At 31.2% G+C, this 12,565-nt stretch carries 10 protein-coding genes and 1 pseudogene; 7 read left to right on the forward strand and 4 right to left on the reverse strand.

Going from position 1 to position 12,565, the window contains the following annotated elements; translation table 11 throughout:
* Nucleotide 1 precedes the first annotated feature (1 nt).
* From KQH81_RS01180 to KQH81_RS01200, 5 genes and pseudogenes are all read left to right on the forward strand, one after another.
* Nucleotides 2-610: pseudogene (locus KQH81_RS01180) on the forward strand (amino acid permease); the annotation flags it as partial.
* A gap of 11 nt (nucleotides 611-621) precedes the next feature.
* Entirely contained in the window at nucleotides 622-1,935 is a 1,314-nt protein-coding gene (locus tag KQH81_RS01185) for a M18 family aminopeptidase (RefSeq protein WP_230028711.1), read from the forward strand.
* A 182-nt stretch (nucleotides 1,936-2,117) separates the two neighbouring features.
* Nucleotides 2,118-3,713: an ATP-binding protein gene (locus KQH81_RS01190; RefSeq protein ID WP_027640260.1), complete on the forward strand. Its 1,596-nt coding sequence runs from the start codon at nucleotides 2,118-2,120 to the stop codon at nucleotides 3,711-3,713.
* Between the two features lies 1 nt (nucleotide 3,714).
* Nucleotides 3,715-4,392 carry a response regulator gene (locus KQH81_RS01195; protein WP_230028714.1) on the forward strand — a complete coding sequence of 226 codons (678 nt, stop codon included), beginning with the start codon at nucleotides 3,715-3,717 and terminating at the stop codon, nucleotides 4,390-4,392.
* 162 nt (nucleotides 4,393-4,554) lie between these two features.
* Entirely contained in the window at nucleotides 4,555-5,865 is a 1,311-nt protein-coding gene (locus tag KQH81_RS01200) for a 2-hydroxycarboxylate transporter family protein (RefSeq protein WP_230028715.1), read from the forward strand.
* 120 nt (nucleotides 5,866-5,985) lie between these two features.
* Here KQH81_RS01200 and hydF read toward each other — a convergent pair whose 3' ends face one another.
* The 4 genes from hydF to KQH81_RS01220 are packed head-to-tail and all read right to left on the reverse strand — an operon-like array spanning nucleotide 5,986 to nucleotide 9,974.
* Nucleotides 5,986-7,182, reverse strand: a complete 1,197-nt coding sequence (hydF, locus tag KQH81_RS01205; RefSeq protein ID WP_230028716.1) for a [FeFe] hydrogenase H-cluster maturation GTPase HydF — start codon at nucleotides 7,180-7,182, stop codon at nucleotides 5,986-5,988.
* Between the two features lie 20 nt (nucleotides 7,183-7,202).
* Nucleotides 7,203-8,576: a [FeFe] hydrogenase H-cluster radical SAM maturase HydG gene (gene hydG, locus KQH81_RS01210; protein WP_230028718.1), complete on the reverse strand. Its 1,374-nt coding sequence runs from the start codon at nucleotides 8,574-8,576 to the stop codon at nucleotides 7,203-7,205.
* A gap of 16 nt (nucleotides 8,577-8,592) precedes the next feature.
* Nucleotides 8,593-9,723, reverse strand: coding sequence for a [FeFe] hydrogenase H-cluster radical SAM maturase HydE (gene hydE, locus KQH81_RS01215; protein WP_074845765.1), 1,131 nt, complete (start codon nucleotides 9,721-9,723; stop codon nucleotides 8,593-8,595).
* Nucleotides 9,724-9,725: 2 nt separating this feature from the next.
* Nucleotides 9,726-9,974, reverse strand: a complete 249-nt coding sequence (locus KQH81_RS01220) for a TM1266 family iron-only hydrogenase system putative regulator (RefSeq protein WP_230028720.1) — start codon at nucleotides 9,972-9,974, stop codon at nucleotides 9,726-9,728.
* Nucleotides 9,975-10,490: 516 nt separating this feature from the next.
* Here KQH81_RS01220 and KQH81_RS01225 point away from each other — a divergent pair.
* Both KQH81_RS01225 and KQH81_RS01230 read left to right on the forward strand, forming a co-directional pair.
* Nucleotides 10,491-11,195, forward strand: coding sequence for a LytR/AlgR family response regulator transcription factor (locus KQH81_RS01225; protein ID WP_230028722.1), 705 nt, complete (start codon nucleotides 10,491-10,493; stop codon nucleotides 11,193-11,195).
* Nucleotides 11,196-11,240: 45 nt separating this feature from the next.
* Nucleotides 11,241-12,545 carry a sensor histidine kinase gene (locus KQH81_RS01230; RefSeq protein ID WP_099335970.1) on the forward strand — a complete coding sequence of 435 codons (1,305 nt, stop codon included), beginning with the start codon at nucleotides 11,241-11,243 and terminating at the stop codon, nucleotides 12,543-12,545.
* Nucleotides 12,546-12,565: the final 20 nt, after the last annotated feature.

Genomic DNA, 12,565 nt, shown 5'->3' on the forward strand with positions numbered 1-12,565 from the left:
ATATTATGCGTTCCAAAAATTAGGCGGATACTATAATGTTGGTAATTTATTTGTTATAATATATGCTATAACTAACTTTATTGGACAGATCTATACTTTGATACTATCAATAGATGCACCTTTACGTATTTTACTTGATAGCACAGATAGAAAATACATCCCTGAAAAGATGTTTGTTCAAAATAAATACGGTTCATATGTTAATGGAAACAAACTTATAGCATTGATCGTATCTATCTTAATCATAATACCTGCTTTTGGAATTGGAAGCGTTGATGCTATGGTTAAGTGGTTAGTTAAATTAAATGCAGTATGTATGCCATTACGTTACTTATGGGTATTTGCAGCATACATTGCACTAAAGAAAGCTGGAGATAAATTTAAGGCTGAATATCGTTTTACTAAGAGCAGAACTCTAGGGATGATACTTGGTGCATGGTGTTTTGTATTTACAGCGTTTGCATGTATAGGCGGTATGTACTCAAAAGATCCATTCCAATTAGTATTAAATATAGTAACACCATTTATACTAATAAGCTTAGGTTTAATAATGCCTAAATTAGCTGAAAAGGAAAGGAAGAATAAAAATACAGTTCAATCTACAAAATAGGAGGTAAGATTATGAGTTCAAAGTACGTAAAAGAATTATTTAATTTTATTGAAAAGTCTCCTAGCTGTTTCCATGCTATAGAAGCAATTAAGGATCAGCTAAAGAGCGAAGGTTTTGTAGAACTTTTGGAGGGAAAAACTTGGAGTTTAGAAGTGGGAAAGAAGTATTATGTTACTAGAAACCTATCTTCTGTAATAGCTTTTAAGATACCTTCAAAGGCTTACAAGAGTTTCCATATAGTAGCTAGCCACAGTGATGCACCAACTTTTAAGATTAAGGAAAATGCAGAGCTTGAGGTAAATAGTAAATACGTTCAATTAAACACTGAAAGATATGGTGGAATGCTATGTTCAACATGGTTTGACCGTCCATTATCAATCGCAGGAAGAATATTAGTTAAGGGAGAAAACGGAGTTAAAACTCATCTAGTAAATATAGATAAGGATTTAGTTGTAATCCCTAACGTAGCTATCCATATGAATAGGACAGCTAATGATGGCTATGCTTATAATGCACAAGTGGACATGCTTCCTCTTTATGGTAGCAACGATGCAAAAGATTCTTTCTTAAAATTAGTAGCAGAAAATGCAGGAGTTAAAGTAGAGGACATATTGGGAACAGATTTATTCTTATATAACAGAATGAATGGAACAGTTGCTGGATTAAACGAAGAGTTTATATTATGTGCAAAGCTAGATGATTTAGAGTGCGCATTTACATCTCTTCAAGGTTTCTTAAAGGGACAGTCAGAAAATAGTGCATCTGTATATTGTGTATTTGATAATGAAGAAGTGGGAAGTGGAACAAAACAGGGAGCTGCCTCAACTTTCTTATATGATACATTAAAGAGAATAAATATGGCTATGGGAAGAAGTGAGGAGGACTATTATACTACAGTAGCTTCAAGCTTCATGCTATCAGCTGACAATGCTCATGCTGTTCACCCAAATCATCCTTCAAAGTCAGATCCGACTAATAGAGTGTATATGAATGAAGGTATTGTAATAAAATACAATGCAAATCAAAAGTACACTACAGATGGAGTTTCATCTGCAATATTCAAGAATATATGTGAATCTGTAGGTGTTCCATGCCAAAGTTTCACTAATCGTTCAGATATGTTAGGTGGATCAACTTTAGGAAATATATCAAACTCACAAGTTTCTTTAAATACTGTAGATATTGGACTGCCTCAATTAGCAATGCACTCAACTTATGAAACTGCAGGGGCTAAAGACCTTGAATACATGGTAAAAGCTGTAGAAGCTTTTTATAACTCATGTATAGAGGCTGTCGAAGATGGACAATATTCTATAATTAAATAAGTTTAATCTTTAAATTAACTTATTTATATATGACGAACTGTGGAATAAACCTGAGTACTTTGGTATTCGGGTTTATTTTTTTATTACAAAGTATGGTATAATTTATATTATATAACATGGTATTTTATATGTTATTTTTATTTAAAGAAACATATAATTAATTACGAAATCAGAGGATAACAATGAAGATTAAGTTTCAGACGAAGATGACTCTAGCTATAATTTTTATCATATTACTTTCTACGATTATTACTACAGGACTGACAACAAAACTTATTTTGAAGAAGAACTTCAATGATTTAGAAAAGAATTTGTTGAATATTGGAGACACTGTGGCTCAGACCTCATTGGTTCACGAAGAGCTAGAGGGAAATGAATATAAAGGAGAAATTCAAAGTCTAGCTAACAATATTTCAAAACATGTAGTATATATAGATTTTATTGTAGTATGTGATATGAATGGAATAAGATATTCTCATCCCAATGAAAAGCTTATTGGAACAAAAATGGTTGGCGGAGATGAAATCGATGTAATTACTAAAAGTCAAAAGTATATAACTGAAAATAAAGGAACTTTGGGAATATCAATAAGAGGATTTGTCCCCATATTTAATAAAGAAAACACTCAAGTTGGCTATGTAGTAGTAGGATCAATGCGTACAGCCTTTAGAGAAAAGCAAAAGGAAGTATTCATCATGTCATTGATATTTTTAATAACAGGTGTGTTTGTTGGAAGCATTTGCGGAGTAATCTTGTCCAAAAATACAAAAAAGATATTACTTGGAATGGAACCGGAAGAATTAGCTCAGTTATATAGAGAACATGGCAGCGTAACAGAAGCTATTCGTGAAGGTATAGTGGCTATAAATAATAAAGGTGAAATAACTTTAATGAATGAAAGTGCAAGAAATTTATTTGGAGTTACGGATAAAAAAATTAAAGGCGCATCTGTAGAAAATGTAATCCCCCATACAAGATTAATGAGTGTTATTTATAGGGGAGAGGCAGAATATAATATGGAACAGGCCATAAATGACAAACTTATAATCACTAATAGAATACCTATAATAGAAAACGAAAAGGTAGTTGGAGCTGTTGCTAGCTTTAGAGATAAAACTCAATTAATACATTTAGGTGAAGAATTGACGGGGGCAAAACAGATGATACAAGCTCTACGTGCGAATAATCATGAATTTTCTAATAAACTTCAGGTAATAATGGGACTTTTAGAGATGGGGCAAGTAGAAAAAGCTATAGACTACATAATAGAAATTGAGGAAAATAAAAAATCTACATTAAAGTATATTATGAAAAATATTAATGATGAAGTTATTAGTGGATTAATAATAGGAAAAATATATCAGTGTAGAGAAGAAAATATAGATTTAAATATATATAACAAGAGCTATATCAATAAGATACACAATAGGGTCCTTTGTCATTCGCTGGTAACTATAATAGGAAATCTTATAGATAATGCATTAGATTCATTGAAACAAGACGTGAAAAATGAAGGATGGATTAAAATATTTATATATGAAGACGATACAAATATCAAAATTGAAGTTGAGGATAATGGACCAGGAATTTCAGCGGACATTAAAGACCATATGTTTAAAAGAGGTGTGTCTACAAAGGGTGACGATAGAGGTACAGGATTATACTTAGTACAACAAGCAATAAACAATTTTAAGGGTCATGTATATGTAGATTCTATTGAGAATGTAAGCACAAAATTTACTGTAATAATACCATATAATGCTAAGGAGGGGATTTAAAATGATTGATGTAATGATTGTTGAGGATGATCCTATGGTTATGGATATTATATGTCAATATGTTAAAAGTATTGATGGCTTTAATGTAAAAGCTACTGCTTCTAATGGAAGTTTGGCCATGGAGAAATTAAAGTTTATAAAAGTAGATCTTTTGATATTGGATGTTTATATGCCTATAATAAACGGTATTGATCTTCTTACAGAAATTCGTAAGAATGGAAACCTTGTTGATGCTTTTTTCTTAACAGCAGCAGATGATATTGGAATGATAGATAGAGCATTTAAATTTGGAGCAGTAGATTATTTAATTAAGCCATTTAGATATGAAAGATTTAAGAATACTTTAGATGCTTATAAAAATAGATTTCAGATTTTTCATGGAAGTGAAAAATTAATGACTCAACATGATATTGATAAGACCATTGGAAGGTCTGTAACTGATATGAATATACCAAAAGGTTTGAATAAAAGAACGTTACAGCATATACGAAACTACATTAAAAGCAGTGAAGAAAAGATAATAGTATCTGAGGAAATAGCTAATGATTTAGGGATTTCGGTAGTAACGGTTAGAAAATATATGGAGTATCTTACAAACATTAATGAGGTAGTATTAAAATTGGAATATGGTACAGTAGGACGACCTACATATAAATATTGCAAATTAAGTGAAAACTGAAAATGTATTTAAGAAAAGTTTTGTTAAAATCATAACAAAACTTTTTTTATTTATTTTATTATGTAAAAAGTTATTTAATATGTTAGTTAATTATGAATAGGTTTACAATAAATACATAAAACAATTAGTGTTACTAAAACAACAATAGATGGGGGTAATAAGATGATTGATGTCAATGAGAAGAAAAGCACATATGAATTGTTTGGAATGCCATGGTATATGTTTGGAGTTCTTGCAATTGTAGTGATAGTTTCTGTAATGTTTGGAACACTTCCTAAAGGAATGATAGGAGCATTTGCTTTTATGATAGTTGTAGGTACGATTCTTAATGAAATAGGAAATAGAATGCCTATAGTTAGAAGTTATTTAGGTGGAGGAGCTATAGTCGTAATATTTGGATCAGCAGCTTTAGTCTATTTTGGAATAATAAATGAAGGTACAGTATCAATTGTAAATAACTTTATGAAAAATAATGGATTTTTAGATTTTTATATAGCTGCATTGATTACAGGAAGTATTTTGGGAATGAACAGAAAAATTTTAATAAATGCTGCCTTAAGATATTTACCAGCAATAATAGGTGGAGTTATAGCAGCGCTAGGACTAACTTACTTGGTTGGAAGCTTAATTGGATATGGTGGAAAGGAAGCCATGTTCTTTATCTCAATTCCAATAATGGGAGGAGGAATGGGTGCAGGTGCAGTTCCTTTATCTCAAATTTTTGCAAGTCAGACTGGGCAAAGTGCTGAACAATTGTTGTCAGTTATGGTTCCCGCAGTTGCGCTTGGAAATGCAGTAGCTATAGTTTTAGGTGGGTTACTAAATAAGATAGGCAAAAAAATGCCAAAGCTATCTGGAGAAGGACAGCTTTTAAGAAATGTAAAAAATGATGTATCTGACAGTGAAAAAGAAAATTTAAAAGATAAAGCACTAGTTACATTTGAGAATTTAGGTAAGGGTCTTTTGATTGCCACTGTATTCTTCTGTGTTGGGACAATTATCGCTAAATTTGTACCATCAATTCATGCTTATGCTTGGATGATCTTATCAGTTGCAGCTATCAAAGTTTTAGGACTAATGCCTGAAAAGTTTGAGATTTGTTGCTATCAATGGTTTAGATTTATAATGACTAATTTGACACCAGCACTTTTAGTTGGAGTTGGAGTAACTTATACAAATTTAGGACAGATTGCTGAAGCATTCTCTGGAATATATGTAATACTTGTACTGGTTACTGTAATAGGAGCTATAATAGGAACTGCAGTAGTTGGTCAACTTGTTGGTTTCTATCCAATAGAGGCATCTGTTACCGCTGGACTTTGCATGGCAAACATGGGTGGAACAGGAGATGTTGCTGTATTATCAGCAGCTAATAGAATGGAACTAATGCCTTTTGGACAGATTTCATCTAGAATAGGCGGCGCCTTTATGATGCTTTTATCAAGTTTCCTATTGAGGATATTTATGATGTAAAATTATAGTATAAAACTAAACTGTACCTCTAAAAGCCAGTTTTTTTATCTGAATTTGGAGGTACAGTTTTTATTGATATAAGATCAATTGCTAGTGTAAATAGTTAACATTTCCTTGCATTTAAATATTGTTATCCATAATTAACATAGTTCTATCAAGGATTCCGGTCAAATATGCTATTAAAACACCATAGTTTGTTATAGGAATTCCCTTCTCTTTGCATAGCTTGACTCTGTTCAATACAGTTTTTCTGTTTATCATGCAGGCTCCACAATGAATTATCAAATCATACTTTTCTATATCATCTGGAAAATCATGACCAACTCTATATTCATAGTGAAGATCAAACCCTGTATATTTGTTTAACATCTTAGGGATTTTAACTCTTCCTATATCCTCATGTGATACATTATGTGAGCAGCTTTCAGAGATAAGTATTTTAGAATCTCTATTTAAATTTCGAATTTTAATTGCCCCATCTACAAAGGCATTAATATCTCCTTTGTGTCTTGCAAATAACATGGAAAAGCTAGTAAGCTTCATATTTTTGGGTACAATTTCATCTACTTTTTTAAAAACTTGAGAATCAGTTATGACTAAATCAACATCTTTGATATCTTCTAAAGCTGACTCTAGTTCGGTATCTCTTACAACATAGCTTTTTATTCCATGGTCAAGGCAATCTCTTATGCACTGCACTTGTGGAAGTATTATTCTACCTTTTGGAGCTTCCGAGTCTATTGGAACTACTAATATTACTTTTCCATTGTATGGAACTAGATCTCCAAGTATAGGAATTTCACTTTCTGCATCTTCTAATTTATTTATAATTAATGCGTTTAGTTCTTCAAGACCTTGATTTTCATATGTGGATATAAAAACAGCATCTTGGAATTGTGATTTTATTTTTTTTAATTCCTCGGGATGTAGTGTGTCTATTTTGTTTATAACTGTTATATAAGGAATATTGTACTTTTTAAACTTTAACTTCATTTCTTTATAGGAACTAAAATCTAAATCAGTGCTATCCATTACATAGAGGGCTAAATCTGTTCTCGTTAAAATTTCCAAGGTTTTTTTTACTCTCATTTTTCCAAGAGCACTGTTGTCATTTAGCCCTGCAGTATCTATAAATAATACTGGTCCTACTGGGATAAGCTCCATTGCCTTAAAGACTGGATCTGTAGTAGTACCTTCTAATTCGGAAACTAGAGATATTTCTTGATTCAACAATCTGTTCATCAAGGAAGATTTTCCTGAATTAGTTTTTCCATATATAGCTATATGTTTTCTGTTTGAATTTGGAGCTGTATTCATAGGGAACCTCCTATTTCATATTACAAATAAAGATCTCTTTCACCTTTTTTTAATTTTTCAAGGTTGTTTTTTACAAGTTCTCTAACATCATCTCTTTTAATATTGTTTATCTCATTTTTGATTAGGGCTTCGGACTTTTCTAATATTTCTTTGTCGCCATAATCTAAAGCAAATTCCATCAATGTCATCATTGCATTAGGTTCACAGACATATTGGATATTTCCTGACTTTGCAAGTTTCATAAATCTTTCGCCAGTTCTTCCTTTTCTATAACAGGCAGTGCAGTAACTTGGAATATAGCCGTCATCTAAAAGAGATTTTAGAACTTCCAATGGTGTTCTTTCATCTGATGTTTTAAACTGTTCATCTTCCTTGCCTTCTTCTCTTTCTTTATATCCACCAACACCAGTACTTGAACCAGCACTTACTTGAGAAACTCCGTATTTTAATAATTCTCTTCTCATCTCAGCAGATTCTCTGGTAGACATTATTATTCCTGTAAATGGTATTGCTATTCTTGTAATTGCTACTATTTTTTTAAACATATTGTCATCTAATAAATTTGGGAAACTTTCTAAATCCATTCCTTTTGCTTTCTTTAATCTTGGGAAAGAAACTGTATGAAAGCCAACACCAAACTTTTCCTCTAAATGCTCATTGTGCATCATTAAAGCTAGAACTTCAAATTTAGGATCGGAAAGACCAAAAAGCACTCCTCCACCAACATCGTCTATACCAGCTTCCATAGCTCTATCAAATGCAGTTAAATGATAGTTGTAATCTCCTTTTATGGATTTTGGATGCATTTTATCATAAGTAGGTTTGTGGTAGGTTTCTTGGAATAATATATATGTGCCTATGTTAGCTTTTTTAAGCTTTCTGTAATTTTCAACTGTTGTTGCAGCTATATTTACGTTGACTCTTCTTATTTCTCCATTACTATTTTGAGTTTTGTATATAGTGTCTAAACACTTTAAGACATAGTCGATTGGAGCATTAACAGGATCTTCACCAAGCTCTAAAGCTAATCTCTTATGTCCCATTTTTTCAAGTATTTTAACTTCATCTTTAACTTCTTCTTGTGTAAGTTTTCTTCTCTTAAAGCTGTTACAACGCTGATAACCACAATAAACACAGTTATTTACGCAGTAATTACTAACATAAAGTGGAGCAAAGATGACAACACGTTTTCCATATATAGAATTTTTTATATCTCCAGCTATCTTGTACATTTCTTTTAAATTCTTATCATCTGCTTGAAGTAAAACAGCTATATCCTCGTGAGATAATCCATTTCTCTTTTTAGCTTTTTCTAAAATGTTTTGAATATCCTCTTTAGTGGCTGATTTTGCTTCGTCTAAAATTCTTTCTATATACTCATGATCTATAAACATAATTCAAAATCTCCTTTTATAACTTATTAATTATAAGGTTATGAACTTTTACCTTATTTTTGCTAGTTTCATTTACTTTGTTTGATTTTGCCCAAAGGACATTGTCACCTCTTGTTACTTCAACTCTAAAGCCGGCTTTCCTTATTCTGTTTTCTATACACATTCTACATTCGGCAGCTTCATCACCAGTGCATATTTTTCCATCATACAAGGAGTACTTTTCTCTGACTCTAGTTGGTGACAAGTTAGGCATCACAACATTTCCACCTGCTTTTATTCCTTTTTCTCTGCCTGTAGGATCAATACTTCCAAGAGCAGTAGTTGAAGGCAATAAAACATTGGGAAGAAGCAGCCTTGTCAAAGCCAGCATTGTTGTAGTTTTATCTACTGTTCCTGCTGTTTCATTTTTAAACGGAGTGTCTTTATGAGGAATAAATGGCCCAATTCCGCACATATGAGGATCTAATTCTTTTAAAAATATTAAATCATTTACCAAATCATCATTAGTCTGATTTGGTATTCCAACCATAAACCCAGCACCTATTTGATATCCGATTTCCTTTAAATTTTTCAAACAATTTCTTCTGTTTTCAAAGTTTGCTCCTGGGTGCAAAGATTCATAAAGTTCTTTTGTTGCAGTTTCATGCCTCAAAAGATATCTGTCGGCACCTGCCTCAAACATTTTTTTATAGGACTCATAGCTTCTTTCGCCTAAAGATAATGTTACAGCATTATTAGGGTATCTTTCTTTTATGCCTTTGATAATTTCAACCATTTTTTCATCAGTAAAGTAAGGATCTTCACCGCCTTGAAGCACATAAGTTTTGTAACCTAATTTATCACCTATATCAGCGCATTCCATTATATCTTCGTAGGTTAATCTATATCTATCTGCATTTTTATTGCTTCTTCTAATACCGCAGTACACACAATCCATTTTACAAAAATTTGTGAACTCTATAAGACCTCTCATATAAACGCTGTCTCCATATGTCCTCATTCGAGTTTCATGAGCCTTTTCCACAAGGTATTCCTTATCTTCATTGTTTAAATTGTCAATTAAAAACAAAAGTTCTTCTCTTGAAGCATTGTTGCTTTTGGATAGTTTATCAATGATTTCTTTTGATTTAATATTAATCACTCCCATATTTAAATTTCCATTTTTGATATAGCAGTTTTTACCGTAACCCCTTGTATATTTCCAAGTTTCCCTGTAAGACTATTAATATCGTTCAATTTACCGACTACAGTTATAGAGACAACAGAAACTCCTTCCTCGAAGGGGATACCCATTCTGCCTCGTACATTCCCCCTAAAAGTCGCAACAACTTCGTTAAATTCCTTCTGACAGACTGAAGGATCTTCTAAAATTGCGCTTATTACAGCTATCTTTTTCATAATATTCGCCTCCCTTATTTTTAAAATCTAACATTTCCAATAATTAATCCAAATAAAAAAGCCTAGTTTTCTTACGTTCTAAAAGAAAACTAGGCTATTAACCAATATTAATTCTATGAAAAATAAAGCTGATAAAATCAACCATACTTCATATTAATTAATATAACTAACATGCTATAAAAATTAAAGCCATTAATTATTTTCTTTCAGATTAGATTTCTCTTTTCTGTTAGATTAAAGTTGTTTTTGAAAATTATAAACAATCATAAAAAGACGTATCTCTTAATAATTGAATATAATTTACCATAATTTATATTATATATTATATAATCTATCATGACTAGCTTCAAATGAAAAGTTAACCTTTTAAGGTAAGGTTTTATATTCGGTAAATAACTCGTGCTGTAACTTATGCAGTAATTCTGTATATTATGCAAAGTCTATTGTATTCTAGAATTTGTGCAAATATAATGAAATCATAAATCTACGGTAGAATTTATTAAATGGAGTGAGAGCATGCTTAAGATAGCTATATGTGATGATGACATGAATGTAATAAAAAATATGAAAGAAATAATAAAAGGAGAATTAAATGACTGCTTTATAGATACCTATAACAGCGGAGAAGTTCTGATAGAGAAGAAGAAATACTATGACATAATATTTCTTGATATAGATATGGAAGGAATCAATGGTATAGAAACTGGAAAGTGTATAAGAAGCTATGATAAGAAAGTTTATATAATTTATGTGACAAACTTTTCTGATTATAGAAAATATGCATTTTCTCTTCATGCTTTTGGATATCTTGAGAAGCCTATCAAAAGAGAAGAAGTTTTAAATGAAATTCATGAAGTTATATCCTACAAAAATGAAGTGGAGACTATACAAGATATGTTGGAGTTTTCTACAGAAGAGGGCATAGTGAGGATTGAAGCTAGAGAAATATATTATTTTGAGTACAGTGATAGAAGAATATATATGGAAACTCAAAAGGGTAGATATACTTTGAGGAAAAAGATAAATGATATAGCTAATGATATGGAACAGTATGGATTTATAATGCCTCATAAGAGTTTTTGTGTAAATCTATTTCATGTGAAAAAGGTAAAAGGTTATGACATTCTAATCACTAATGGCAAGATGGTACCCCTATCTCAGAAAAAGTCACCTTATTTCAGAGAGCAGCTCAATATATTTTTAGAGCATTTAATAGGATGATGAAAGGCAGAAAGCTTAAGTATGAAGATTTAAGGGGGAAGAATAGTGTTTTATGAATTAATTGTAATCCTATGCATATCATTTCTTACATGCATATGTACAACCTTTGTTAGCTTTAATTTTATGAGAAAGCTTAAGAGAAATATATATAGGACCAAATGGGTATACGGAATTATGATTTTGATACATGTACTGCTTGTAACATCTGTCAGCATATTCAACTATCCAATTCAAAAGACAGTGATGATGTGTATATTAAATGTTCTTATGGGGCACTTTCTTTTTAATAAAGAAAAGATGTATATGATATATTATGGCTTATTTTCTTTGTGTATAGGTATTTGTGAATTTATAGTAGTTCCAATATTTAATGTGGTTTTTATGTGGAGTGATACCTTTTACTACAAAAATGCGTGGTATTCTAGCTTGATGCTGGTCACTGCCCAAGTTATAGTTCTATGCAGTTATCGATTATTTTTAGAATTCTTTAGAAAGAAGGAGATTAAAAGATTAAATAAGGTTCAAGTGTTTAATTTTATATTTCTTCCTCTATTCAGCTTTTTAAATATAATGGTTATGCTTACTTTAACTCAGTATATAATGTATCCTATTTTGACTGCACTTATAGTTATTAATATAATTTTTATCTTATTTTTAAACGTATATTTAACTTATTTATTTCAAACTATATCGCAAAATAATGATCTTAAGAATGAAATTGCATTGTATGAACAAAAGGCAGATCTTCAGTATGAGTACTACAATAATTTAGAGAAAAAGTATGAAAGCTCACGAAAGATTATTCACGATATGAAGAATCATCTTCAGTCTATGGAACGGCTTTATGATATGGAAGAACATTATAAAGGTAAAAAATATAGTGATGATATCATGGAACTTTTAAATTCTTTTAATCAAGATTATTACACCACTAATTCGGTATTAAATATAGTGATAAACGATAAAGTAGAGCTTGGAAACACATATGGAATAGACATGAGCTGTAAGCTTAATGATGTTTCCTTGGATTTCATGAGGGAGATAGATGTAACCACTATTTTTGCAAATTTGCTGGATAATGCCATAGCTGCAGCTAAAGATGTCAAGCAGAATCCTTATATATTATTGAAAGCAAATAAGGTTCAGGAGTTTATAGTAATATCAATAATCAATTCTTGTAACGATAAGACTTTAGATGGCAGCGAAAAGCTAATGTCTAGCAAGAAAAAACATGAAGGATTAGGTCTTGGAAATGTAAAGATGGCACTTGAAAAGTACGATGGGCATATGAGAATAGAAAGAGAAGAAGATGAGTTCAAAGTGAATTTATTTATACCTATAGAGGAATAAATTAAATGAAAGAGGTGTTT

The sequence above is a fragment of the Clostridium cadaveris genome, from assembly GCF_020911725.1.
Lineage (GTDB): Bacteria > Bacillota > Clostridia > Clostridiales > Clostridiaceae > Clostridium_X > Clostridium_X cadaveris.

Coding starts and splice junctions, on each gene's coding strand:
- KQH81_RS01185 (WP_230028711.1), top strand. CDS start 622: ATGAGTTCAAAGTACGTAAAAGAATTATTTAATTTTATTGAAAAGTCT.
- KQH81_RS01190 (WP_027640260.1), top strand. CDS start 2,118: ATGAAGATTAAGTTTCAGACGAAGATGACTCTAGCTATAATTTTTATC.
- KQH81_RS01195 (WP_230028714.1), top strand. CDS start 3,715: ATGATTGATGTAATGATTGTTGAGGATGATCCTATGGTTATGGATATT.
- KQH81_RS01200 (WP_230028715.1), top strand. CDS start 4,555: ATGATTGATGTCAATGAGAAGAAAAGCACATATGAATTGTTTGGAATG.
- hydF (WP_230028716.1), bottom strand. CDS start 7,182: ATGAATACAGCTCCAAATTCAAACAGAAAACATATAGCTATATATGGA.
- hydG (WP_230028718.1), bottom strand. CDS start 8,576: ATGTTTATAGATCATGAGTATATAGAAAGAATTTTAGACGAAGCAAAA.
- hydE (WP_074845765.1), bottom strand. CDS start 9,723: ATGGGAGTGATTAATATTAAATCAAAAGAAATCATTGATAAACTATCC.
- KQH81_RS01220 (WP_230028720.1), bottom strand. CDS start 9,974: ATGAAAAAGATAGCTGTAATAAGCGCAATTTTAGAAGATCCTTCAGTC.
- KQH81_RS01225 (WP_230028722.1), top strand. CDS start 10,491: ATGCTTAAGATAGCTATATGTGATGATGACATGAATGTAATAAAAAAT.